Origin of the sequence: Maribellus sp. CM-23 (assembly GCF_021354595.1) — a bacterium.
GTDB lineage: Bacteria > Bacteroidota > Bacteroidia > Bacteroidales > Prolixibacteraceae > Draconibacterium.
In genome coordinates this window covers 993,648-1,019,720 of sequence record NZ_JADWYJ010000001.1, presented here as the reverse complement: position 1 = coordinate 1,019,720, position 26,073 = coordinate 993,648, and the positions used below count along the sequence as shown (strand labels likewise).

Sequence of the window (26,073 nt, the reverse complement as noted above, 5' to 3'; positions counted from 1 at the left end):
GGTCATTGGACTGTGTTTGTCCTTCAGTTGTTCTGTGTCTATATTGTAAGGGCTGTCATACGACTTGTTTGTCTTCCAATAGGTCTTTGCAACACAAGCGCAGTTTATATGGAAAATACCCTTTTATACAAAATTTCATCTGAGGCTAATCTACTCAATGCATGGGGTAAGCTGAACAAAATGAATAGGCTATCTCATGGAATGGATAAAGTATCTATTGAAGAATTCGCCGCAAATATTGACGATAAAATAAACTCAATCTCGCGACGGTTAAGAGAAGGTAAATACAAATTTACCCAAAGTAGAGCGGTCCTCATACCAAAGTCAAATGGGAAATTTAGACCACTTCAAGTTCCCATTGTTGCTGATAGATTAGTTTTGAAATCGATAGCTATTGAGCTTGAGGAACAGTTTAAAGAGATAATAGCCAAAAGTGAAGGACTAAGTTTTGCATATCAAAAGAAACTTGGCATCAAAGATGCAGTGGAAAAGATAGTAGAGCACTACACGAATGGATATGATGTTGTGCTTGAAGCTGATTTGGTGAATTTCTTTGGAGAAGTAGATAAAGAACGAGTTTTAAAGGAACAGGTCTTTCCTGCTTTGCCAGATACGAGTTTAAATGAACTAATAACTTTAGCCTTAAATCAGAAGATTGGAGGTCTCGAATCGATTCCCAAAGATCGCAGACATTATTTTGATGGATTAAATAAAGGGATTCCTCAAGGAAATCCATTGTCACCTTTATTGTCAAATTTATATCTCTCCCCATTCGACATGTTCTTAAAGGATAAGGGGCATAAATTAGTTAGGTATGCTGATGACTTTGTAGTCCTATGTAAAAGCACAGAAGAAGCTATGCGAGCATACAAGGATAGTGTATCTGTTTGTCATGACTTAGGACTCAGGATTCATTCTATGGAGGAAAAGGAGAAGACAAAGATAGTAGAGGCTAAGAATACAACATATGATTTTTTGTCAATAACATTTGACGGGATTAGATACTATCCGTCAAGAGAAAATGTTGATAGATTTAAAAGTAAAATCCGAGATGTGTGTAATGGTAGAATCGAATATAATGTATTAACATTATTAAAAAAGGTACATAATGTATTTGATGGATGGGTATCTGCTTTTTACTATACACAAGTTGATAAGTATGCTGAAGAATTAGATTATTTTATTAATCGGCAATTGTATCTAAGTTTAAGGAGATTCGATTGGAAACTTACAGCTTCTTCAAGAGCTAAGTTGCCGAAAAAATACAGATTGGAGGAGGGAAGTCACGATTGTTTATCTTCTATTCAAAGAGAATCCTCAGGAATACCGATGTGTATAGAAATGTTGACGCAAAAAAGAAATATTGACATCCAAAATAGTGAGTCGTAGTGTTGATTACTAATCTCAAAAAATCAGAAGAGAGTAATAAAACCTGTAATTTGAATTTCAGTTAGATGTCGAATTTAATTATGACAAGCAATATTCAAACAAAAAAACTTCTCAAATCTGAGGCTTTTGGAATTCAAGGGTTTTTAAGGGCTGGATATGATGATTATATGTCTGCTCGTATATTGATTAATCATGATCTCTTGTTGCAAGGTGCTATTATGGCAAATACCGCTGTAGAAAAGTATTTCAAAGCGATACTACTGTTTGCGCAGGATAAATCAAAATATACACATAAGACTACAGAGTTACTTAAGCGGATTAGTATAGTTGATGCGGGTTTGTATACCCAAATTGATAAATCATTTATCGCTGATCTGGAAAAATCATATATGTTGAGATATATAGATTCAGCTCCAGCAGGTTTTAGGATTTGTTTAATCAAAAGAAAATTGTTGGCTGAACTTGATTCTACGGTGTCATTGCTTATCGATAGGATTAAATTTAGAGATAGTAGCGGAAAAGGGTATCAGGAAGATAAATATCACATTGATTTTAAAGAAAGGAACGTCGCATTGTATGAGAATAATTATTTGCTCAATAAAATACCAAAAGAGAATTTTTTAATCGGGATTGATGATGTATATGAGTTTTTTGTTGACAAAGACTTAGGTTTTTTGGAGGTGTTTTATAAAACTAATGTTTCTGGGGTAAGTGATAAATGAATTCGAATTGTCCTCTCAATTGTCCCCTGATAAAATCAAAAGCTCCATAAATCATTGATTTACAGAGCTTTATTTTGTTCTTTAAGTGGTGCCACTCGGGATCGAACCAAGGACACACGGATTTTCAGTCCGTTGCTCTACCTACTGAGCTATGGCACCCCTTTATTTTGGTGTTGCAAAAGTAGACATTTTTTTGAAACTCCAAAGAAAAAATGTAGAATTTGAAAAAAAATCCTTCTTTGTTTCTCTTGCCCTGCGCCGGATGTGATCATTTTAGGGATTCCCCGGAATCCTGACTTTGCAATTGAATACTTTTCTTACTTTTGCAGGCTGATTATAATACATAATGGTAGAGACTGATTTTCTGACACATACATTGGGGAATGGGATTCGCATTATCCACCAGTTTACCGATTCGCCGGTGGGCCACCTGGGAGTGCTGATCAATGCGGGCTCGCGTGATGAATTGGAAGAAGAACATGGCCTGGCTCATTTTATCGAGCACTCGGTTTTTAAGGGAACGCAAAAACGGAAGGCTTTTCATATTCTGAGCCGGATTGAAGGAGTGGGGGGAGAGCTGAATGCATACACTACCAAAGAAGAAACCGTGCTCTACGCTACTTTCTTGACCGAATATTATGAGCGCTCAGCCGAGTTGCTGGCGGATATTCTTTTTAACAGTGTTTATCCCGAGAAGGAGCTGAAGCGCGAAAAAGAAGTAGTGGTGGAGGAAATCAATTCGTACAAGGATTCGCCTTCTGAATTGATTTTTGATGAGTTTGAAGAGCTGGTTTTTGACGGCCATCCCATTGCACGCAATATTCTGGGGACAAAAAAGAACCTTCGGTCTTTTACCCGCGACTCCATTTTTCGTTTTATCGAAAACAATTACCACACCGACCAGATGGTGATCAGCTCGGTGGGGAACGTGGATTTTGGTGTGCTGGTAAAAATGCTGGAGAAATATTTTGGTGCGGTACCGGCCAAACTCCGGAGCAACTCCCGCATAAAATTTGAAAACTACAAGCCGCAGCAGCAAATTATTCAGAAAGATACTTTTCAGTCGCACTGTATTATCGGAAACATTGCTTTCGATGCTTGTCATCCGCAGCGTACCGTAATGGTTTTGCTGAACAATATTCTGGGTGGTCAGGCCATGAATTCACGTCTGAACCTGGCATTGCGCGAGCGCCGTGGAATGGCTTACAACGTAGAGTCGGGTTATACGGCTTATTCTGATACGGGGCTTTTTAACGTCTATTTCGGAACGGATAAGGAAAACCTTGATAAGGCACTTGCTCTGGTTCTGAAAGAGTTTGACCTGCTGCGTGATAAAAAGTTGGGCGCACTGCAACTCAGCAGGGCTAAAAAACAACTGATCGGTCAGATTGCGGTGGCGACAGAAAGTCGTGACGATATGATGCTCTCGATCGGGAAAAGTTACCTCTTGTACGACAAGGTAGACCCATTGCGGGTGGTTTTTAAAACCATTGAAGAGATTACCGCTGAGCAATTACTGGAAGCTGCGAACATTGTTTTGGATAAAGACCAGATGAGTACGCTGATTTATAAGTAATCTGAAAACTTTCGAAAATGAACCGGCAAAAGGACATTGATCAGTACATTCTGAGCCATATTGATGAGGAAGATGATATTCTGAAGGAACTTGATCGTGAAACGCACTTGAAAGTGCTGGGAGCCCGTATGTTGTCGGGGCATCTGCAGGGGCAGGTGCTGGCAATGATCTCCCGGATGATCCGACCCAAGTACGTTCTGGAGCTGGGAACCTTCACCGGTTATTCGGCCATTTGCTTGTCAAAAGGATTGCAGGCTGATGGAAAAATTGTAACCATCGAAATTGACGACGAGTTGGAATCGCTGGCAGCAAAATATTTCAAAAAAGCCGGAATTCAGGATCAGGTGGAACAACGCATCGGTTCGGCGCTCGAAATTATCCCGACTTTAAACGAAAAATTCGACCTGGTTTTTATTGATGCCGATAAACGCGAATACGTGGAGTATTACAATCTGCTGATCGTTCGTTTGGGAAGCGGCGCTTTTATCATTGCAGATAACACACTCTGGAGTGGAAAGGTGTTGGATGAGCCCCGGGCAGATGATTTTCAAACCCAGGGAATACTGGCGTTCAATGCGCTCATTAAAAACGACAATCGCGTAGAGAAGGTGTTACTTCCGCTACGCGATGGTATGACGTTGATCCGAAAAAAATAGATTTATTCGGCTTTCTTATTTGCTTTAAACTTTGGTTTCCGGTTTCTATTGCGTTGGTTCCTGTTGTTCGATGCGCCTTTTTCCTGCTGATTTTGCATTTCCTGCGGGTTATTTCTCTTTTCCTGTTGAGGGTTTCTTTTTTCTTGCTGGTTGTTTCTCGGGCCCCTGTTGCTGCCGCGGCGTTCCTTGCTTTTGTTTCGCGCTTTTTTCTTGTCGAAACGGTCGAGTTCGCCATCCAGCGTTACTTCCATCTGGCTCGATTCTTTTACTTTCTTCCCAAGCAGGTCAACTTCAGGTTGTATTCCCCGTTTGTTTTGCTGAATAATGTCTTTTACCTGTTTCAGAGAAAGGTTGAAAGTGGTTCCCATACTTCCTGCAAGTGCATACCAGATTTCTTTTTTCAGGTAATCGGTTTTGAATGGTTTGGCGATTCCTTTGGCCAGTTCCAGGTCGAGCAGTTCTCTTGGGAATTCATTGCCGGCTTCCACGTATGCATCGAGTTCGTACAGCAAACAGCATTTTAGTTTTCCACAGGCACCGGCCATTTTCTGTGCCGATGGTGACAAGCCTTGACGCAAGGCTGCTTCCGACGAGATGCTGGAAAAATCGGTACGCCAGCTTGAACAGCAAAGCTCGCGGCCACACGATCCGATTCCGCCTACCAGCCCGGCTTCCTGTCGGGCACCAATCTGCTTCATCTCAATTTTGATGCGAAAATCACGCGCAAAAATTTTGATCAGCTCGCGAAAATCAACACGTCCTTCGGCGATGTAATAAAAAATGGCTTTTTTGTTGTCGCCCCTATATTCAACGTCTCCGATTTTCATATCAAGCCCCAATTCTGCTGCAGCCTGACGTGCTTTTATCATGGTTTCCTTTTCGCGTCCGCGGGCTTCCTTCAATTTCTCGATATCCGATTCGGTGGCCTTCCTGTAAACAGGATTCAGCGTGTAGCGCGACGGGTTTTTTATGCGAAGTTTAAATTGCTTCTCCGCGAGATAACCGGTTAGGGTCACTTCGCCCACATCATGACCGGGTGATGTGGCAACTACTATTTTGTCGCCTCTTTTTACCGGCAGTCGGTCTATATTTTTAAAATACTCTTTCCGAGTAGTTTTGAATTTGACTTCAACAATATCTGATTTATCTGAGGTGTCCGGCAGATCGCTCAGCCAGTCATATCCTTTTACTGTATTGGTCGAATCGTTGTTAAATGAACATCCGTTACAACTCATATATCCTCTCCACGTTTTAATCTCAACATGTTACATGCTTTGTTGCACGACACGTTTCCTGAAAATATTTGGGTACAAAGATTGGAAAAAGAATTGAATATCGTAATTTAATTAGCGTCTAATTTAATACCTATAAGTATGAATATGTCTGAAATTCTTTCTTCAATCAATGTTTGGGCGGTATTGGTGGCTGCTCTAAGTGCATTTGTCGTGGGCTGGCTGTGGTACGGACCTTTGTTTGGAAAACAGTGGATGAAGCTAAATGGTTTCACCGAAGAAATGTTGCGAGAAGGTGGCGGAATGTCCATGCCTTTGATCATGATTATCAACTACATTGCCACTGCTTTGGCCGCTTTTGCCATTGCCATGTTTATCGGAAGCGAAGCCGACATGCACTTTGGTATTTTTGCCGGTTTTATGATTGCCTTGTTTTGGATTGGCACCAGCCGCTTGAACGATGTGTTGTACGAGCGAAAGCCATTCAAATTGTACCTGATTAATGTGGGGTATTACCTGGTTATCTACATCATAATGGGAGCCGTGCTTGGTGCATGGCACTGATTGGTTGGTACGAGTTTAGAGGGCAGGATACAAAAGTGTTCTGCTTTTTTTGTCTCTTTGGGTTGTTGTATTGTTGAAAAAAATCTTTGAACAATCAGGCCGCAGATTTCCTTTCCGTAGCTAAACTTTTATCTTTGTTTCGTTCAAAAAACAGATTGATTTGACAGGATCGAAAAAATATGTGGAAACACCTTTGATGAAGCAATATTACGACATCAAGGACAAGCATCCGGAAGCTATTTTGTTGTTTCGTGTGGGTGATTTCTACGAGACATTTGGTGAAGACGCCATTAAAGCTGCCGAGATTTTAGGTATAACACTTACACGCCGGGCAAACGGAGCAGCCAGTTATGTGGAACTGGCCGGATTTCCGCACCATGCGCTTGATACGTATTTGCCCAAACTGGTGCGTGCCGGGCAGCGGGTGGCCATTTGTGAGCAGCTCGAAGACCCGAAACTCACCAAGAAAATTGTAAAAAGGGGAATTACGGAGTTGGTTACTCCGGGAGTTTCCATCAACGATAATATTCTCGAAAACCGGGAAAATAACTTTCTGGCATCGGTTCATTTTGATAAAAAACGCGCCGGTGTGGCATTTCTTGATATTTCGACCGGGGAATTTCTGGCAGCGGAAGGTACCCACGAGTACGTTGATAAACTGTTGTCCTCGTTTCAACCCAAAGAAGTGCTTTATCAGCGGGGAAGAGGAAATGATTTTCAGGCCCTGTTCGGATCAAAATACTACACCTTTAACCTCGAAGACTGGGTTTATACCAGCGATGCGGCCAGCGATCGTCTGACCCGGCATTTTGAAACCAGCTCGCTAAAAGGTTTTGGTGTGCAATCCTTGCAAATGGCGGTGATTGCTGCCGGAGCAGTGTTGCATTACCTTGATATCACCCAGCATCAGCATTTGAGCCATATTTCGGGATTGAGCCGGATTGAAGAGGAACACTATGTTTGGATGGACCGGTTTACTATTCGGAACCTGGAACTTTTTGCGCCCATTCACGACGGTGGCAGGTCGCTGATTGAGGTGATCGATAAAACCATTTCGCCGATGGGCTCCCGCTTGTTGAAACGCTGGATGGCGCTGCCTTTAAAGGAGGTCGGTCCGATAAACGAGCGTTTGGAAGTGGTTGAGATGTTGCTGAAAAGGCCAGATGTAAAAGAAAACCTGGAAGAACATTTGCGGCAGATTGGCGATCTGGAACGGCTTATTTCAAAAGTGGCCGTGGGAAGAATTAACCCGCGCGAAGTGGTACAGGTGATGAATGCGCTGAATGCCATTGGCCCGATAAAAGAAGCCTGTGCCGCCGTTGAAAATCCGGCGTTGAACCGTTTTGCTGAACAACTGAATACATGTACTTTGATCCGCGACCGGATTCATAAAGAAATTACAGCCGATCCGCCAACCGCAGTACAGAAAGGAAAAGTGATTGCTGAAGGTGTTTCGGCAGAATTGGATGACCTACGCTCGCTGGCCTATTCGGGGAAAGATTATCTGTTGAAAATACAACAACGCGAAAGCGAGAAACACGGAATTTCTTCATTGAAAGTGGGGTTCAACAATGTTTTCGGTTATTACATCGAGGTTCGGAATACACATAAAGACAAGGTTCCCGAGGAGTGGATTCGCAAGCAAACACTGGTAAATGCCGAGCGCTACATTACCGAAGAGCTAAAAGAATACGAATCAAAAATTCTGGGGGCCGAAGAGAAGATACAGGTATTGGAGAGCAGGTTGTTTAGCGATTTGGTAATGGCTTTGTCGGAATACATTTCCGCTATTCAGTTAAATTCAAATATTTTGGCGCGGATCGATTGTTTGTTGTCGTATGCGTCGTGTGCGGTTCAATATAAATATTTTAGGCCCGAGGTAAACGAAACCGCCCAGATTGACATCAAAAACGGCCGACATCCGGTAATTGAACACCAGTTGCCGATTGGGGAGTCGTACATCTCTAACGATGTTAAACTGGATCAGGATGATCAGCAGATCATCATCATTACGGGGCCCAACATGGCCGGTAAATCGGCTTTGCTACGGCAAACGGCTTTGATTGTTTTGCTGGCGCAGATGGGAAGTTTTGTGCCGGCAGAGGTTGCCAAAATAGGTTTTGTTGACAAGATATTTACGCGTGTAGGCGCCTCCGATAATATTTCGCTGGGCGAATCTACCTTTATGGTGGAGATGAATGAAGCAGCCAGCATCTTGAACAACGTTTCGAACCGCAGCCTGATTCTGTTTGATGAACTGGGGCGCGGAACTTCGACTTACGATGGTATTTCCATTGCCTGGTCGATTGTGGAGCATCTGCATGAACATTCGTATGCAAAAGCCAAAACGCTTTTTGCCACGCATTACCACGAATTGAATGAAATGGAAGGAGCTTTTCCACGGGTGAAAAACTACAATGTGTCAATCAAGGAAGTGGCGAATAAGGTGATTTTCCTTCGGAAACTGGTGCGTGGAGGCAGTAACCACAGCTTTGGTATCCATGTGGCAGCGATGGCCGGGATGCCAAGGTCGGTGATAAAACGGGCCGAACAGATATTAAAAAAGCTGGAAGGCGGAAAAGAAAAGGAAAGTCTGGCAAAACCTTTGGAAGAGATCGGGGAGAACAGGGAAGGAATGCAGTTGAGCTTTTTTCAGCTCGATGATCCTGTTTTGAAGCAGGTTAGAGATGAGATCGCAGGTTTGGATGTAAACAATCTGACCCCGCTGGAGGCCTTGAATAAGCTGAATGAAATAAAGAAATTAACCGGAATCAAATAAAGCTGTGCATTTATATTTTGCGAGATTAAAAAATAGCAATATATTTGCAACGCTTTTGAAAAACGTTCTTAAAGATATGCGAGAATAGCTCAGTTGGTAGAGCACGACCTTGCCAAGGTCGGGGTCGCGGGTTCGAGTCCCGTTTCTCGCTCATATAAAGAAGGGAAGGAAATGTCTATCCCTAATCCGGGAGAAGGATTGGGACGTCACCTACCCGTCGTTCAAAAACATAAGGATGCCCGGGTGGTGGAATGGTAGACACGTTGGACTTAAAATCCAATGAACATTATGTTCGTGGGGGTTCAAGTCCCCCTCCGGGTACCAAATGCGAGAATAGCTCAGTTGGTAGAGCACGACCTTGCCAAGGTCGGGGTCGCGGGTTCGAGTCCCGTTTCTCGCTCCAGTAAAAGGCTGCACAAAAATGTGTAGCCTTTTTATTTTTCGCTCAGTTGGTTGAGCGCGATCCGTCAGCCGACAGATCGGGGGCGTTCCGGTGTTCGGGAGTTTGCGCTCGAAAAGAAAGCTTCACATTTTGTGAGGCTTTTTTTATTGCCCTTTCTCCGGCAAGCAAAGCGTTTGAATGTTGGTTCTCCTGAATAGTTTGATTGTGTATACAATATTTGTTTATGATGATCTTTTTTTGTGCATGCTTTGGATTTTATCGGATCTCCGGTAATTTTAAGTTGACCGTGGATGGTGTATATGTGTGGGTTTTAATTTATTTTGCGCTTTGGTTTAATATTATCGCTTCAAATCATGAAGAAATCAAAAGTCACAATCAAGGAAATTGCAGAGAAGTTGAATGTTTCACCATCTACAATTTCCAGGGCTTTGCAAAATCATCCGAGCATCGGGAAGAAGACTACCTCGGAAGTGCAGAAACTGGCTAAAAAAATGGGGTATTACCCCAACTCGCTTGCTGCAAATCTCCGGAGGAATAAAACCAACCTGATTGGCGTAATTATTCCCCGTATTGACAGGCATTTTCAGTCGCTGGCAATCAGCGGAATTGAGGAGGTTGCCAGTAAGGCCGGGTATTATGTGGTTATTTTTCAGTCGAACAACTCCTACGAAAGAGAGAAAGAAAACGCGCGCATGTTAATGGCCAGTCAGGCCGATGGAGTGATTGCTTGTTTGGCCATGGAAACAAATAATTATGATCATTTAAACGCCTTTAAAAACAACAATGTGCCGCTGGTTTTTTTTGACAGGGTGTGCTACGAACTTGAAACACACAAGGTGGTCATCGATGATTTTGGGGCAGCGGTGAAAGCAACCGAGCATCTGATCTCCATCGGTTGCAAGCGAATTGCACATGTTGCCGGTAATCAACACATGGCAATTTTCAGGGACCGCTTGCGGGGCTACCAGGAAGCTTTGCGCAAGAACGGTATCTTGCCGGAAGATGAACTGATTTCCTACACCGAAGATCTTAGCAGGGAAGAGGGAATCTTGGCGGCCCGTAAGTTTTTGGAAATGCAAGCTCGTCCGGATGGAATATTTTGCTCCAATGATACCAGTGCGATAAGTGTTATTCAGGAAGTTAAAAGATTTGGACTGAAAGTCCCGGGTGATGTGGCTGTAATTGGTTTCAGCAATACGCCTTCGTCATTGATTGTGGAACCGGCCCTGACTACAATCGACGACCATGCTTTTGAAATGGGGCAGGCAGCAGCACGCATGGTTATCCGCCAAATTGAAGACCCTCAGCAGGATATTGCGTCAGAAACCATTGTTGTCCGAAATGATTTGGTTGTAAGGGATTCTACGCTTAGTGGGGAGCGCAACGTTAATTAGGGCATTGATTTTAATCATTTTTTTTTGCTTGGCAAGACAAACGATTGTTTTTAAATAGTTACATGCAGTTCTATTCGTGAAAATATTTCTCACAAAATATGTGTTTTTATTTACACAAACGATTGCGTAATGTTTTTTGTTTTTTATTTTTGTTGATCATTACGGGGATGTCAAAGCATAGAAAAATTTCCATACTATGAGAAAACGAATGATAGTTGTGCTTTTTCTGGTGGGTGTAGCGCTTGCTTCCCTTTTGTTTTGGGGCTTAGGTTCTGATGCAAAAACAGGAGGATCACTGGCGGATATATTCTGTAATGCAGAAGATAGTGGTCTTGTCGGACAGGATTCGGCAGGTCAGCTACCTGATTCAATTTTTACACCTCCAGATAGATTTGCAGAAGAGTACGGTGAATTTCGTTCTCCGTTGAATTTCTATGATGGTACACCGGTAGAAACAGCAGGGCAATGGAGTAAACGCAGAAACGAAATACTCGATCGCTGGCACGAAATGATGGGTGAATGGCCGGCTATTATTAACGATCAGGAGTTGGAATACCTGGAAACAACCCGTTGGGAAAATATTACGCAACATCATGTTCGGTTTTATTGGACTCCCAACGAAACAACCGACGGATATCTGCTGGTACCCGATGGTGAAGGACCGAAACCGGCAGTGATTACGGTTTTTTATGAACCCGAGACTTCCATTGGAGGGGGGACGAAGCCATACCGCGATTTTGCCTGGCAGCTGAGTCAACGAGGCTTTATTACTTTGTCTATCGGAACACGGGAAGCTTCAAAGGCCAATAACTTCTCGTTGTATTATCCTTCAATTGACAACGCGCAGGTTCAGCCGTTGTCGATGCTGGCCTACGCTGCGGCCAATGCCTGGAACGTTCTGGCTAAGGTTGACGGTGTTGATTCTACCCGGATTGGCATTGCAGGGCATTCATTTGGCGGAAAATGGGCCATGTTTGCATCGTGTTTGTACGAGAAGTTTGCATGTGCCGTTTGGTCCGATCCCGGAATTGTTTTCGAAGAATCACGTCCGTCAGTAAACTACTGGGAACCATGGTATTTGGGTTATCATCCCAAACCCTGGCGGCAGCGGGGATTAATTACGGAAGACAACCCGGCAAAGGGGCTTTACCTGAAACTAAGAGAAGAAGGATACAATCTGACTGAACTTCATGCCCTGATGGCTCCCCGTCCCTTCCTGGTGTCGGGAGGTTCGGAAGATCCTCCGGAGCGTTGGGTGCCCTTAAATCATACCATAAAAGTGAATGCGTTGCTCGGATATGAAAAGCGGGTGGCAATGACTAATCGGCCCGAGCATTCTCCAAATAAAGAATCGAATGACCAGATTTACCAGTTTTTTAGCTATTTTTTGAAACCGTAATAGCAGACCTGAATCAATAAAATGATAAACCAAAAAAAGATATTATGACTAAAAGATGGATTTCTATTAAAGCAGGAGTATTGCTGACAGTAATGGCTCTTTTGAGTGGCTTTGGCATAGCGCAAAATGTAACAAAAGGGAAAAGGGTAGGCATTATTGGTCTGGATACTTCGCACAGTATTGCATTTACAAAAGCAATGAATAGCCCTACTGCCGGGGATAGTTTTCTGGGATATAAAGTAGTGGCTGCTTATCCGCAGGGAAGTTTGGATATTCAGTCTTCTGTGGAGAGGATTGAAGGTTATACCAAGGAAATACAAAATTACGATGTGGAAATTGTTGCTTCTATCGAAGAGTTGCTGACCAAGGTAGATGTTGTGTTGCTGGAAACAAACGATGGACGCCGTCACCTTGAGCAGGCTTTGCCGGTGCTGAAAGCCGGAAAACGATTGTTTATTGACAAACCGATGGCAGCATCGTTAAGCGATGCCATGGCAATCTTTGATGCAGCCGAACATTATAATGTGCCGGTTTTCTCGGCTTCTTCGCTGCGTTACATTGTTAAAATGGATGAAGTTACCAGTGGAAAAGCGGGAAAAGTATTAGGGGCTGAAACGTTTAGTCCCTGTAAGTTGGAACCGACGCATCCTGACTTCTTTTGGTACGGAATTCATGGAGTTGAACCTTTGTTTACCGCCATGGGAACCGGTTGTAAAACCGTAGTGCGTGTAACTACCGCCGATACCGACATGGCCATTGGTACATGGGCAGACGGAAGAATCGGTTCATTCCGCGGATTGCGTGGAGGAAAAGCCGGTTATGGAGGAATTGTGTTTGGAGAGAAAGACATCATCACCTTGGGATCTTACAACGGTTACAATCCTTTGCTCGAGGAAATTGTCCGTTTCTTTGAGTCGGGCGTTTTGCCTTTCCCAAAAGAAGAAACACTTGAAATACTTGCCTTTATGGAGGCTGCCGATTGGAGCAAGAAAAAAGGCGGCATCCCTGTTTCGATGGAAGACGTGATGAAAAAGGCTGAAAAAGAAAGTAAGAAGAAAATCAAATTATAACAATCAAACGATAAATCATGGAAAAAGATAGAAGAACCTTTATAAAAACGACAGTGTTGGGAACCGCCGCTTTATCACTGGGTGGAGTATTGCCGGGATTCGCAGCCAAAAACTACCGCAATGTGGTGGGTGCTAACGAGCGAATTAATGTTGGTGCCATGGGGGTTAACTCCAGAGGATTGGCTTTGGCGAAAAACTTTGCGATGCAGAAAAATTGCAACCTGATGTCGGTTAGCGATGTGGATAGCAGGGCTGCGGAGAAATGTGTGAGCAGCATTAACGAGATTACCGGCAGTCGTCCGAAGTCTTTTGGTGATTTCAGAAAGGCACTGGAAGATAAAGACATGGATGCGATAATTATCGCAACACCCGACCACTGGCACGCTCCGGCTGCTTTGCTGGCCCTGAAAGCCGGGAAGCACGTTTACCTTGAAAAACCATGTAGTCACAGTCCTGCCGAGGGCGAGATACTGGTAGAAGCTGCCAGTCGTTACAACCGTATTTTGCAAATGGGAAACCAGCGTCGCTCATGGCCCAATGTGATCAAGGCAATAGAAGAAATTAAATCAGGCGCCATTGGTAAACCGTATTTTGGCAAAAGCTGGTATACAAATAAACGGCCATCCATCGGTGTTGGAAAATTGTCAGCCGTTCCGGAATGGTTAGACTGGGAATTGTGGCAGGGCCCAGCTCCGCGTATGCAGTTCAAAGACAATTATGTACATTATAACTGGCACTGGTTCTGGCAGTGGGGAACAGGCGAAGCCCTGAACAACGGAACGCATATGGTTGACTTGTTACGCTGGGGTATGGATGTTAATTACCCGATACGTGTTAGCTCAAATGGCGGAAGGTTCCACTTTCAGGATGATTGGGAAACACCGGATACACAGGTGATCAGCATGGATTTCGAAGAAGGCTTCACAATGACCTGGGAAGGCCGCAGCTGTAATGCCCGCAGCATTGAAGGATCGTCAGTAGGAGCCATGTTCTACGGTGACAAAGGTTCGTTGCTGATTACCGGCGGTAATGGTTATACGGTTTATGACCTGGCCGGGAAAGAGATCAGTAAAGTAGAGGACAAGGAAAAAATTGATCCGCGTAATGCAGCCAGTCCTGCTCAGCAGTTGGATGCCTTGCATATTCAGAACTTTTTTGGCGGCATAACCAAAGGAGAAGCGCTTAGCTCCGATATCGACTCCGGTCACAAAAGTACTTTGCTGGTGCAATTAGGAAACATCGCACAACGCGTAGGCCGGTCATTGGATATTGACCCAACAAACGGTCACATCATCAAAGACAAGGAAGCTAATAAATTGTGGGCGCGCGACTATCAAAAAGGCTGGGAAATGAAGCTGTAGTTTTGGCGATTTATTTTTAGTTAAATGAGTAAAATGAAGAACAACTATACCCGTTGGCAGCTAACGTTTCTGGTGGCTTTGCGCTTTCTGATCGGATGGCATTTGCTGTACGAGGGGGTGGCAAAACTGCTAAACCCCCAATGGTCGTCCGTTGGCTTTTTAAAAGAGTCGCAATGGATACTTTCCGGGTTTGCTGATTGGGTTGTTACTAATCCAAACATCCTGAGTACGGTTGATTTTCTCAATACCTGGGGGCTGATTGCCATTGGCCTGGGACTTATCCTGGGGATGTTTTTCCGAGTTGCTGCCGTGTCTGGATTTGTGCTGCTGGTAGTTTATTACCTGAATTGTCCTCCGTTGGTGGGTATCGAGTATTCACTGCCAGCTGATGGAAACAATCTGATTGTCAATAAAACGCTGATCGAGGCTTTTGCACTGGCTGTGCTTGCCTTGTTTCCAACCGGCAGTATCCTTGGTTTGGATGCGCTGCTTGGTCGGTTCACAATAAAGAAGGAGGAGAAATAATATGAGTGATAAAAAAACGGATCAGGGAGCTTTGCAGCAGGAAAATACCGGTTTAAACCGGGATATGAAACGAAGAACTGTTTTGAAAGCAATGGCCGGACTGCCTGTTTTGGGTTTGTTTGGAGTCGGCTTACTCAATAAACGCGATTACGATCTTTCGAAGAAAAGTTCAATCATAAAAGATTTGGGCCTGGATTCTCTGGAGCTTCCTAAATCTGATTACGGACAAAAAAAATCACAGGGAGAATTGATCCGTGTTGGGTTTATTGGTTTTGGTACCCGTGGCAGACAGTTGTCGAATGCGTTGGGATTTATGCATCCGGATGATGTGAAAACACGTCAGCAAAAAAATACTCTCAACAGTTGGCTGGAACAGGAGTACCTGGATGTGGCCATAACGGGTATTTGCGATGTTTTTGACAACCATGCTGAAAACGGACTGGCCACTGCCGGAAACTATACACGTCCGGGAGGGGAGACAGCACCGAAGTTACCGGTTAAACGCTATCGGACCTATCAGGAGATGCTGGCCGACAAAGAAATCGATGCGGTAATTATTGCCACTCCCGATCATCATCATGCACGTATTGCAACCGATGCCGCAAAAGCGGGTAAGCATATCTATTGTGAGAAAAGCGCGGCACTGCACGAAGCGGAACTCAACGAGTTGTACGAAACGGTAAAAAACAGTCCGGTTGTCTTTCAGCTGGGGCATCAGATTCCGCAAAGTGTGGTTTTTCAACAAGCCAAAGAAATTGTCAAAAAGAATATTCTTGGGAAAATTACCTTGATTGAAACCACCTCCAACCGGAATTCTGCCAACGGTGCCTGGGTCAGGCATCTCGACGCAAAGGGAAACCTCAAGCCCGGTGATGAAACAGTAATCGACTGGAAGCAGTGGCTTGGAGCAGCGCCTGAGGTTCCGTTCAGTGTCGAAAGGTTTTATAACTGGACCAAATGGTTCGACTATGATTCCGGAATGATCGGTCAGTTATTCACGCATGAATTTGATGCGGTAAATCAGCTGCTGCGAGTAGGAATTCCTAAATCGGTGGTTTCTTCGGGCGGCGTGTATTACTGGAAAGACGGGCGGGAAATGCCTGATTCGCTTCATTGTGTTTTTGAGTACCCTGAAAAGGAATTAACGCTGATGTACAGCGGTAACCTTGCGTCAAGTCGCAGCAGGGGAAGGGTTTTTATGGGGCACGATGCCTCGATGGAGCTTGGAAACAATGTGATTATCCATGCCGATTCGGGCTCAACCCGTTACCGGGAGCAGATTAAATCGGGAGCCATTGACACCGGTTCGCCTTTGTTGACCTACAATCCGGCTTCGCAGCAGATTGATGCGGTGAGTTCGGCTTCCGAGAAATACTATGCTTCCCGCGGACTTACCACCACTACGCTTAACGGGCGGGCGGTGGATGTTACGCACCTGCACCTGCGCGAATGGCTGAACTGCATCCGAAACGGAGGGACCACCAGTGCCAACATCGATATGGCTTTTGAAGAAGGTATAACCTGTATTATGGCTCATCGGTCCTACGTCGAGAAACGAAGAATGGAGTGGGACGAGGTGAACAGGAGAATTGTATAAAACTAAACAGAAACGAATCATAAATGGGAGTATTCCCGCACTCCTGGGAAACCATTCAAAACAAACAATTTTAAACTGATGAAGAACAAAACATCCTTTATATCTATCGCCATACTTGGCTTAATGTTTTTTATTTTTGGCTTTGTCTCCTGGGTCAATGCCATTCTGATACCGTATTTTAAAATAGCCTGTGAACTCACGCATTTTCAGTCCTATTTGGTGGCTTTTGCCTTTTATGTGGCCTACTTTTTTATGTCGGTACCTTCTTCCTTTTTGCTGGAAAAGGTGGGATTTAAAAAAGGGATGATGATGGGCTTTTTTGCCATGGCTTTCGGGGCATTCCTGTTTGTGCCGGCAGCTCTTAGCCGCGCCTATCCTGTATTTCTGACAGGTTTATTTCTGATTGGAACCGGACTGGCTTTGTTGCAAACGGCGGCTAATCCGTATATTACCATTGTGGGGCCGATTGAAAGGGCCGCACAGCGCATCAGCATCATGGGAATCTGTAACAAAGTGGCCGGTATTTTGGCGCCGCTTATTTTTGCGGCCGTTGTGTTGAAAGTAACCGACAGCGAATTGTTCCGTACGCTCGAAAGCGGTACGCTTTCAGTTGCCGAGAAAAACCATTTGCTGGATGAGCTTATCCGACGGGTGATTCTTCCGTATTCGGTGCTGGGAGCAATGTTGATCGCGGTGGGACTGCTGGTCCGTTTTTCGCCGCTGCCCGAGTTAAATACTGAGCAATCAAACAAGGAAGAACTGGCAGAAGGTGAACACAGTAAAACCAGCATCTTTCAGTTTCCATACCTGATTCTGGGGGCGCTGGCCATTTTCTTTCACGTTGGGTCTCAGATTATTGCCATTGATACCATTATTGGTTATGCGCAAACGATGGGGCTCGATTTGCTGGAAGCCAAAGTATTTCCATCGTACGTGCTGGGAGCTACCATGTGCGGTTATTTTATTGGGGTGATCACAATTCCCCGCTATATCAATCAGCGCAATGCTTTGCTGGTTTGTACCATCATGGGGCTGGTTCTTTCGGGAGGAGTGCTTGTGTTTAGCGGGCAAGTAAATGTGTTCGGGCACCAGACCGATGTTTCCATCTGGCTTTTGGCAGCGTTGGGATTACCCAATTCACTGATATTTGCCAACATTTGGCCGCTGGCCATCAAAGGACTCGGACGTTTCACCAAACTGGGTTCTTCCATTATGATCATGGGCTTGTGTGGTAACGCGCTTACACCGGTTTTGTACGGAATAATGGCCGATCATTTTAGTGTGCGTTCGGCATACATGATCCTGATTCCGTGTTATATATACCTGGTTTTCTTTGCGGCTTACGGTTATCGCGTAAAGCGTTGGAAACCGGCAGTAAAAGCGCTGGCTTAATTTTTCTGAAAAATAAAAGAAAGGAATACAATGAAGCGGATAAAAATTACAAACGGAAAACTGATTACTCCTTTTCGAATAGTTGAAAACGGAACTTTGCTGATTGAAAACGGAAAGATCGTGGGGACGGGAGAAGGTGAAATGAGTTTTCCGGGTGCGGAAGAAATAGATGCTGCCGGAAATTACGTTTCGCCGGGATTTATCGATATGCACACGCACGGCGGTGGCGGCTACGATTTTATGGATGGTACGCCCGAAGCTTTTCGGGAAGCAGCACGAACGCATGTTCGGTTCGGGACAACGGCGCTGGTGCCAACCACGCTTACCGCCGAAAAAGAAGACCTGTTGGAGCTTCTGGAGTCGTACAAGCAGGTGAAAAATGAAAATTTCGGGGGCGCTCAGTTTCTGGGGCTTCACCTCGAAGGACCGTATTTTGCCATGAGCCAGAAAGGAGCACAGGATCCGCGTTACATCCGCAATCCGCAACGTGATGAGTACGAAGCTTTGCTCAATCAGTCGTCGGATATTATTCGTTGGAGTGCAGCGCCCGAGCTGGAGGGCGCGATGGAGTTTGGCCGCAAACTAAGCGCAAAAGGTATTTTGGCTGCTATCGCTCACTCCGATGCGACTTCTGAAGTAGTGGCGGAAGCCCTGGAAAATGGCTACACTCATCTGACCCATTTTTATTCGGCGATGTCGGGTGTGACCCGTCGCAATGCTTTCCGTTATGCCGGAATTATTGAAAGTGGCTATTTGTACGATCAGTTAACTGTAGAGATCATTGCCGACGGCGTACATCTTCCGCCCAGTTTGTTGCAACTTATATATAAACAGATGGGACCCGCGCGGATTGCGCTGATAACGGATTCGATGCGGGCTGCCGGGCAGGAAGTTGACGAGAGCATACTGGGAAGTAAAAAGGACGGCCTGCCGGTACTGGTAGAAGACGGAGTTGCCAAGCTTCCCGATCGTACCGCTTTTGCCGGTAGTGTAGCCACAGCCGATCGCCTGGTGCGAAACATGATTCAGCTGGCGGGCGTGCCTTTGTTGCATGCCATACAGATGATAAGTTCCACACCTGCACGAATTTGCGGAGTAGAAAAGCAAAAAGGAAGTCTGACCATCGGAAAAGATGCTGATGTGGTCATTTTCGATCCGGATATTCAGGTGTTGGCAACCCTTGTAAAAGGAGATGTTATGCATAGCAAACTATAATAAATCGGTCAATAATAGAGCCGTTGCATTTTCGGGGGTGAAGTGCAGAATAGCGGCAGTTTTTACTGGAATGAAAGTTTCCGGATGGATAAACCCTTGTCAATTATGTTGTTGTTGAAAATTTAAAACCAATGATACAAGAAACTGAATTTAAGAAAGATACTCTTTCTGTGAAGGTATTTTCTTCCCGTAAAGAAATGGGAGAAGATGCTGCCTTACAGGTAGCTCAAGCAATGCGTTCTTTGCTGGCAGAACGCGAAAACATCCGAATGATTTTTGCCGCTGCGCCTTCTCAAAACGAATTTCTGGAGGCATTGATTGCCCAACCCGGTATCGACTGGCAACGGGTGATCGCCTTTCACATGGACGAGTATATTGGCTTGTCTGCCGATGCCCCGCAGGGTTTTGGCAATTTTTTAAAAGAACGGATTTTTTCCAAAGTGCCGTTTCTTGAAGTACATTACCTGAATGGCCAGGCGGCCGACCCGCAACAGGAATGCATCCGGTATGCCGAACTGTTGAATCGTTTTCAGCCCGAAATTGTTTGCATGGGAATCGGCGAAAATACACACATTGCTTTCAACGATCCGCACGTGGCGCGTTTCGACGATCCTCAGGCCGTTAAAGTAGTTGATCTGGACTTACAATGCCGCCAGCAACAGGTAAACGACGGATGTTTTACCGCGATTGAAGAAGTGCCTACTCACGCACTTACGCTTACCGTTCCAACACTGATGAAACCCGGCTTTGTATTTTGCATGGTACCCGGTACCAACAAAGCACAGGCAGTTCAGAGTACGTTAGCGCAAACGGTTGATCAGCATTATCCGTCAACAGTCTTGCGTCGTCACCCGAATGCTGTTTTATTTCTTGATGCTGCCAGTGCCTCGCTGCTTGAGTAAGAGCTGAAATAAAACAAAATCCAAAACACCGCTAATTCGTGATTGAAAAAGAGGAGTAAAGAATTTCTGACTTTGTGAGATCCTGTTCAGGTCAGGATTCTTTACTTCTGATACTTTTTGCTAAATTCACCCTGAGTATTTTTACTTAAACCAACCGATTTCTCCCGATAAAAAATGAGCATCATTTGTTTCCGGTTGAATTGTGTAACCTGTAAAATCATGAATAAAACAAAAGTATCTCTCTTGGTCGTTTTGCTTCTCTTTTTTATTTCACTTTCCGGAATTGCACAAGAGCTGCACATTACCCACGGGCCATACATTCAGGCGCTGGGCGAGAATGAAGTGACCGTTGTTTGGACAACCGACAGCAACGCGGTGTCGTGGGTAGAAGTTGCCCCGGCAGGCGATAACAGTTTTTATGCCAGCGAACGTCCGAAGTATTACGAAACTTCCAACGGAAACAAGATCGTAGGAAAGCTGCACAAAATAAAGATTCCGGGCCTGGAAAAAGGCACCGAATACCGTTACCGTATTTTTTCGCAGGCCGTGTTAAGTTACGAAGGGCACCGAGTTTTGTACGGAAACATTGCCTCTTCCAATGTATATTCGAAAAAGCCCTTGAGGTTTTGTACACTGGATCAGGACAAAAAATCGATTTCTTTTCTTATGCTGAACGATATTCACAGCAGGGTGGACGATCTAAAAAATCTTTCGCAAAAAGTAAAGTACGGAACTACCGATCTGGTGTTTTTTAACGGCGACATGGTTTCTTCCATGAATGATGAAACCCAGTTTTTCAGCGGTTTTATGGATGAATCGGTAAACATGTTTGCCGGAGAAGTGCCTGTTTATTTTTGCCGGGGAAATCATGAAACACGGGGAAAGTTCAGCGTGGCTTTTCCTGAATATTACCCCACCAATACCGGGAAACTGTATTATTCATTCCGGCAGGGGCCTGTGTTTTTTATTGTGCTCGACGGAGGAGAGGATAAACCGGATTCAGACATTGAATATTCGGGGCTGGCACAATTTGATGCGTATCGCACGGAACAGCAAAAGTGGCTGGAAGAAGTTGTGCAGACCGAAGCGTTTAAAACCGCCCGTCACAAGGTGGTGCTGATACACATTCCTCCGGTGGGCTCGAGCTGGCACGGGCCGGCAGATATCCGGAATAAATTTTTGCCGGTGTTGAACGGACAGGGAATAACAGCGATGTTGTGCGGACATTTACACCGGTACGAATATCTGAAACCGGAACCGGAAGTGCACGACTTCCCAATCATTATTAATGCACACAATACTTCGCTGGAAGTAGAGGCCGACCTGGATAATTTTACCGTTATTCAAAAAACTACGGGTGGAGAAGCCTTGCAAAAACTGACTTTCTGAGCGGGAGTCTGGCTTTTAGGGAAATGAATTGCATCGCTTATTTTTGAAAGTGGAATCGTTCTGTTTTTGAAACATTTCAATACAACCGTCATGAAAAAACGACTAAGCCTGCTTATACTGGCGGCATTCTTTGGCGCTTTTTATGCATGTCAAACTGCTGTTGAACCCAAGCCGGAACCTCAGTTTATTACCATTAGCGGCCCCGATCTGGTGGCTCCCGACGGAAGCAAATTTTTTATCCAGGGAACCAACTTGGGGAACTGGCTGAATCCGGAAGGATACATGTTCCGTTTTCAAAAAGCAAGTTCGGCAAGACTGATCGATCAGGCATTTCGTGAAATGGTGGGGCCTGATTTTGTGGATGAGTTCTGGCAAAAATTCAAAGACAATTATGTTACCCGTGAGGATATTCAACACATTAAAAGTACCGGAGCCAATACCATTCGCATCCCTTTTCATTACAAACTTTTTACCCACGAAGATTACATGGGGCTAAGCCATGATCAAGATGGTTTTCAGCGTTTGGACAGCCTGGTGGAGTGGTGCCGTGCCTCCGAAATTTACCTGATACTGGACATGCACGATGCTCCCGGCGGACAAACCGGCGACAACATCGATGACAGTTACGGTTATCCGTGGCTGATGGTAAGCGAACGCAGTCAGAAGCTGTTTGTGGACATTTGGAAACGAATTGCGGAGCATTACAAAGACGAGCCGGTTATCCTCGCCTACGATTTATTGAACGAGCCCATTGCCACGTATTTTAAAGACGAGGAGGCCATGCTGAATGCACAGCTGGAACCTTTGTACCGAAAAGCCGTGGCAGCCGTCCGCGAGGTGGATCCCAACCATATTATCATGTTGGGCGGTGCACAGTGGAACAGCAATTTCAGGGTTTTTACCGATTCGAAACTGGATGATAAAATGATGTACACCTGTCATCGTTACTGGTGCGACACCTTGCAGGCCAACATACAGGATTTTGTCGATTTCAGAGATTCCGTAAACCTGCCCATGTTTATGGGGGAAACGGGCGAAAATACCAACGAATGGATTTCGGCCTGGACCCGGCTGATGATCCGTAACAACATTGGATACACCTACTGGCCTTACAAAAAGATGGGAAGCGAAAGGGGAATGGTAACTGTTCCAACTCCTGAAAACTGGGATCAGATCGTAGCTTTTACAGAAAGTGCGCGGGGTAATTTTACTGAAATTCGTGCGGCCCGTCCCGATCAGGAACTGGTGAAGAAAGCCCTGCTTGAATTCATCGAAAACTGCCAATTCAGAAATTGTACAGTTAACGATGAATACATTAAGGCGATGGGGCTAAACCCCTGATTCGTTTATTGGGAAATTACTTTAATCAGTTTGCCTCTTGTTAGTTGCTGGTTCAGCTCCATGTTGTTCAGAAGCGCCAGTTCCTTGTATTGTTCTTTCGGAACTTTGAAATAAGCAAAGGCGTCGGCCAGTGTACTTGTTTTTTGTACTGTTTTTATGCGGATTCTGTCGGGTTTAACATTCAGCTTCGATGCTTCAGTTAAGCTTGCAAAACCTTTCATGGTCGATTGGAAAGAAGGCAGGAACTGGTTGAAGTCGGCATCGCTGGCAATTCCATGGAAGGTGTAAACTTTGCCATCTTTTTGAATAAAATACGAGCATAGCTTAATAACCTGTTGCTGTCCCGACTGGCTTTGCGAAGCCTGCTGCGAGATAACGGCCACGGCGTTGTTCCCGTTTACTTTTACATCCTTGCTTTCGATGATCGAAAGTTTCAGGTCGCTGATGGCTTTTTGCGAAGCCGCAGCAGGGGTGGTTTCGTCCGAAAGCATGAAAATAATACCTGCTTTCTGATCGGGGGCAGCCATCTGTACCTGGGTAGGAGCATTCACCAGCTTCCATCCCGAAGGAAAGGCAAATTTAAATTTCAGTTCAGGATGATAAAATGTATTGTTTTCCACAAACCCCTGGCGTGGATCTTCTCCGTAAACAATCCCGTCAATCATGCTGAGGTAATCGTTGGTGTCAACAATAAAGTTTTTTCCCGGGTATTTGGCTTGCCATTCGTCGCTGATGCGGTGAACTGAATTAAAACGGTCTTCGGGATTGGGGTGAGTTGAAAAGAAAGTCGGCACTCCTGCCTGCTCGCTGCCCATGCTCATTTTCTCCAGCACCTGGAAAAAGTCGGCCATTTTATGAGCATCGTATCCAATTTTAGTGGCGTACTCCACTCCCAGCCGATCGGATTCGCGTTCGTTTTCCCGGCTAAAACTCATAAACAGCAATTGCATGCCGGCCATGGCTTCGTCGGCCAGCTTGTAAATTTCTTTGGAGGCGAGCATTCCGCCGAGCAATACTGCCTGCCCAATTGTTTGGTTGGTTTGCTGCTGAGCAGAGTGGCGCGCGGTTACGTGGCCCATTTCGTGCCCCAGAACACCGATCAGCTCCGCCTCGCTGTTGAACTGTGCCAAAATACCCCGGGTAACATACAAGTAACCTCCGGGCACTGCAAAGGCGTTTACCACCGGCGAATCAAGAATGGTAAAGTGATATTTTAAATTCGGGCGATGCGAGATCTTGCCCATTTCCGTTCCTTTTTCTTCAATAAATTTCTGAATGGCGGGGTTATCATAAATACCAAAAGTGGAAACCACCGAAGGGTGATACTGGGCTCCCATGGCAATCTCCTGTTCTTCCGAAACAAACATGATTTGCTTTTTCCCGGTAACCGGGTTTATCGCGCACGAGGGAACCAAAAAAATAAGCGATGCAATTATTAAAATAGAAAAGATCGATTTTGTTGTTTTCATATTCTGAATGTTAGTTGCAGTTTCTTTGTTATACGACAACACTTACAATATTAAAAGGTTTTAATGTAAACGTAGTGTTTATTGTTACTTTATAAACCAATGTGTAAATTTCTTCAAAATTTCAGATAATACCTATGTTATTACAAAAAACTGCATTTACGGGTTTATTTTGGATACTGTTTTTTTTCAACGTTTTTGCACAGAACTCAGCGGTTGACAAGATTGACAAAGACGGTTTGCATGAACATTTAAGCTACCTGGCATCTGACGAACTTCAGGGGCGTTGTTTGGGAACACAGGCCAACGGATTGGAAATGGCAGCCAATTATATTGCTGAGCAGGCTGAGAAAATAGGATTAAAACCCGGATTTCCGGCGTACAGCCAAAAGGTACCCCTGGTTTCCTCACGTCCCGATCCGGAAAGTTTTGTGGAAGTAAGCAAAGAAAATGGAAAGCCTGTTTTTCGGACCTCTGATTTTATTCGCCTGGACGGCCGTATGGAGGAAGAAGTGCTGAGCGATGCAGCCATTGTAATGGTAGGTTTTGGTGACATAGATGATGAAACAGACGTAAGTGGGAACGTTGTGCTGGTTGCTCAGGGCAAGGCCAAAGGTTTTCCGGAGTCTGCAAAGTTCTCGTGGCATAACCGCGAAGAGCGACGTAAAATTCGTTCGCTTGGGGAAAAGAATCCGGCAGCCATTGTATTGGTTACTTGTCCGCGCGATCGTCACAATCATGCCTTCAATGAACTAAAAGCCTGGAACAACCGCGAAAGTTACAGCCTGGCCAACACTCAGACAAACAACGGAATTCCGGTGTTGGTAGCACTGCCCCGGTTGGCTGATAAAATTCTGGGAGGAAAAGGACAGTTTGAAAAATACCTTGTTAGTGTAGCTGCCACCGGTGAAAAGCAGGCGATGGTGGTGGATGACAGGTATATTTCGATGGAATCAAAAGTGATAAAGAATGAAATAAATGCCCGCAACATTGTTGGCTATGTGGAAGGATCTGACCCGGTTTTGAAAAACGAATGTGTGGTGTTTATGGCACATTACGATCATGTGGGAGTGGATCAGAGCGGCGATGTGTACAACGGAGCCGATGATAACGGATCGGGAACCGTGGCCATTATGGAAGTGGCAGAAGCTTTTGCCAGCCTCGATCCAAAACCCAAGCGGAGCATCGTTTTTTTATGGGTTACCAGTGAAGAGTTGGGAATGTTTGGATCGAACTACTATTCACAGCATCCGCTGTTTCCGCTCGATAAAACGGTTACCTGTTTTAACCTCGATATGGTAGGGCGTGTGTTCGAACCCCACGATACAATCTGGAACAAATCGCCCAAGAAAGTAAAGGATTTCGACGGCCTGTATACCTTGTCAAACAATGCATGGCCCGAACTGGCGGAGATCAACCGGCAAAAATGCGAGGAAATGGGGCTGGTGCCCGATACCGCTTTGCCTGATTATTTTCTTAGGGTCAGTGATCATTACAACTTCCACAAAAACGGGGTGCCGGTGTTAAATTACGCCACCGGTTACCACGCTGATTATCATCAGGTGGGCGACGACGTGGACAAGATCAATTTCGACAAGCTGAAACGGGTGGCAGAGCTTTGCTTTTGGATGGGGCTCGATATTGCGAACCGACAGGAAATTCACAGAAAAATCAAGGAAGAGTAATTTTATCAATTGAATG

General features: G+C 44.9%; 20 protein-coding genes and 4 tRNA genes. 21 read left to right on the top strand and 3 right to left on the bottom strand.

Going from position 1 to position 26,073, the window contains the following annotated elements; all coding sequences use genetic code 11:
- Positions 1–108 precede the first annotated feature (108 nt).
- Together INQ51_RS03995 and INQ51_RS03990 are read left to right on the top strand one after the other, a co-directional pair.
- Entirely contained in the window at positions 109–1,389 is a 1,281-nt protein-coding gene (locus tag INQ51_RS03995; protein ID WP_233376592.1) for a reverse transcriptase domain-containing protein, read from the top strand.
- Positions 1,390–1,454: 65 nt separating this feature from the next.
- Complete coding sequence (locus tag INQ51_RS03990; RefSeq protein WP_233376591.1) at positions 1,455–2,111, top strand: HEPN domain-containing protein; 657 nt, start codon at positions 1,455–1,457, stop codon at positions 2,109–2,111.
- An 86-nt stretch (positions 2,112–2,197) separates the two neighbouring features.
- Here the strand turns inward: INQ51_RS03990 and INQ51_RS03985 are convergent.
- Positions 2,198–2,270: transfer RNA gene (locus INQ51_RS03985), tRNA-Phe, on the bottom strand.
- A 187-nt stretch (positions 2,271–2,457) separates the two neighbouring features.
- Between INQ51_RS03985 and INQ51_RS03980 the strand changes: the two genes are divergently transcribed.
- Entirely contained in the window at positions 2,458–3,687 is a 1,230-nt protein-coding gene (locus INQ51_RS03980; RefSeq protein ID WP_233376590.1) for a M16 family metallopeptidase, read from the top strand.
- Between the two features lie 17 nt (positions 3,688–3,704).
- On the top strand, positions 3,705–4,343 hold the full coding sequence (locus INQ51_RS03975) for an O-methyltransferase (RefSeq protein WP_233376589.1): 639 nt from the start codon (positions 3,705–3,707) through the stop codon (positions 4,341–4,343).
- Positions 4,344–4,345: 2 nt separating this feature from the next.
- Here the strand turns inward: INQ51_RS03975 and INQ51_RS03970 are convergent, their stop codons facing one another.
- The gene (locus INQ51_RS03970) at positions 4,346–5,578 is read right to left on the bottom strand and encodes a stage 0 sporulation family protein (RefSeq protein ID WP_233376588.1); all 1,233 of its coding nucleotides are present in this window, start codon (positions 5,576–5,578) and stop codon (positions 4,346–4,348) included.
- 138 nt (positions 5,579–5,716) lie between these two features.
- On the opposite strand from INQ51_RS03970, the gene INQ51_RS03965 reads away from it, so the two are divergent.
- From INQ51_RS03965 to INQ51_RS03890, 16 genes are all read left to right on the top strand, one after another.
- Positions 5,717–6,139, top strand: coding sequence for a DUF1761 domain-containing protein (locus INQ51_RS03965; RefSeq protein ID WP_119437109.1), 423 nt, complete (start codon positions 5,717–5,719; stop codon positions 6,137–6,139).
- A 160-nt stretch (positions 6,140–6,299) separates the two neighbouring features.
- A complete protein-coding gene (gene mutS, locus INQ51_RS03960; RefSeq protein ID WP_233376587.1) occupies positions 6,300–8,918 on the top strand; it encodes a DNA mismatch repair protein MutS in 2,619 nt (872 codons plus the stop codon).
- A 78-nt stretch (positions 8,919–8,996) separates the two neighbouring features.
- A tRNA-Gly gene (locus INQ51_RS03955) sits at positions 8,997–9,069 on the top strand.
- A gap of 86 nt (positions 9,070–9,155) precedes the next feature.
- Positions 9,156–9,242, top strand: a tRNA-Leu gene (locus tag INQ51_RS03950).
- Between the two features lie 3 nt (positions 9,243–9,245).
- Positions 9,246–9,321: transfer RNA gene (locus tag INQ51_RS03945), tRNA-Gly, on the top strand.
- A 353-nt stretch (positions 9,322–9,674) separates the two neighbouring features.
- Positions 9,675–10,715, top strand: a complete 1,041-nt coding sequence (locus INQ51_RS03940; RefSeq protein WP_233376586.1) for a LacI family DNA-binding transcriptional regulator — start codon at positions 9,675–9,677, stop codon at positions 10,713–10,715.
- Positions 10,716–10,911: 196 nt separating this feature from the next.
- Positions 10,912–12,114: a S9 family peptidase gene (locus tag INQ51_RS03935; RefSeq protein ID WP_233376585.1), complete on the top strand. Its 1,203-nt coding sequence runs from the start codon at positions 10,912–10,914 to the stop codon at positions 12,112–12,114.
- A gap of 44 nt (positions 12,115–12,158) precedes the next feature.
- Positions 12,159–13,184: a Gfo/Idh/MocA family protein gene (locus INQ51_RS03930; RefSeq protein WP_233376584.1), complete on the top strand. Its 1,026-nt coding sequence runs from the start codon at positions 12,159–12,161 to the stop codon at positions 13,182–13,184.
- 17 nt (positions 13,185–13,201) lie between these two features.
- Complete coding sequence (locus tag INQ51_RS03925) at positions 13,202–14,545, top strand: Gfo/Idh/MocA family protein (protein ID WP_233376583.1); 1,344 nt, start codon at positions 13,202–13,204, stop codon at positions 14,543–14,545.
- 33 nt (positions 14,546–14,578) lie between these two features.
- Positions 14,579–15,070, top strand: a complete 492-nt coding sequence (locus INQ51_RS03920; protein WP_233376582.1) for a DoxX family membrane protein — start codon at positions 14,579–14,581, stop codon at positions 15,068–15,070.
- 1 nt (position 15,071) lies between these two features.
- Positions 15,072–16,667 (top strand): Gfo/Idh/MocA family protein, encoded by a 1,596-nt coding sequence (locus tag INQ51_RS03915; RefSeq protein ID WP_233376581.1) that lies wholly within the window; start codon positions 15,072–15,074, stop codon positions 16,665–16,667.
- A gap of 78 nt (positions 16,668–16,745) precedes the next feature.
- On the top strand, positions 16,746–18,059 hold the full coding sequence (locus tag INQ51_RS03910; protein ID WP_233376580.1) for a sugar MFS transporter: 1,314 nt from the start codon (positions 16,746–16,748) through the stop codon (positions 18,057–18,059).
- A gap of 30 nt (positions 18,060–18,089) precedes the next feature.
- Positions 18,090–19,274, top strand: a complete 1,185-nt coding sequence (gene nagA / locus INQ51_RS03905; protein WP_233376579.1) for an N-acetylglucosamine-6-phosphate deacetylase — start codon at positions 18,090–18,092, stop codon at positions 19,272–19,274.
- Positions 19,275–19,405: 131 nt separating this feature from the next.
- Entirely contained in the window at positions 19,406–20,176 is a 771-nt protein-coding gene (locus INQ51_RS03900; protein WP_233376578.1) for a glucosamine-6-phosphate deaminase, read from the top strand.
- A gap of 219 nt (positions 20,177–20,395) precedes the next feature.
- Entirely contained in the window at positions 20,396–21,565 is a 1,170-nt protein-coding gene (locus INQ51_RS03895; RefSeq protein ID WP_233376577.1) for an FN3 domain-containing metallophosphoesterase family protein, read from the top strand.
- A 90-nt stretch (positions 21,566–21,655) separates the two neighbouring features.
- Entirely contained in the window at positions 21,656–22,906 is a 1,251-nt protein-coding gene (locus tag INQ51_RS03890; RefSeq protein ID WP_233376576.1) for a glycoside hydrolase family 5 protein, read from the top strand.
- Positions 22,907–22,911: 5 nt separating this feature from the next.
- Here the strand turns inward: INQ51_RS03890 and INQ51_RS03885 are convergent, their stop codons facing one another.
- A complete protein-coding gene (locus INQ51_RS03885; protein ID WP_233376575.1) occupies positions 22,912–24,375 on the bottom strand; it encodes a M48 family metalloprotease in 1,464 nt (487 codons plus the stop codon).
- Positions 24,376–24,509: 134 nt separating this feature from the next.
- Between INQ51_RS03885 and INQ51_RS03880 the strand changes: the two genes are divergently transcribed.
- Positions 24,510–26,057, top strand: a complete 1,548-nt coding sequence (locus tag INQ51_RS03880; RefSeq protein ID WP_233376574.1) for a M28 family metallopeptidase — start codon at positions 24,510–24,512, stop codon at positions 26,055–26,057.
- Positions 26,058–26,073: the final 16 nt, after the last annotated feature.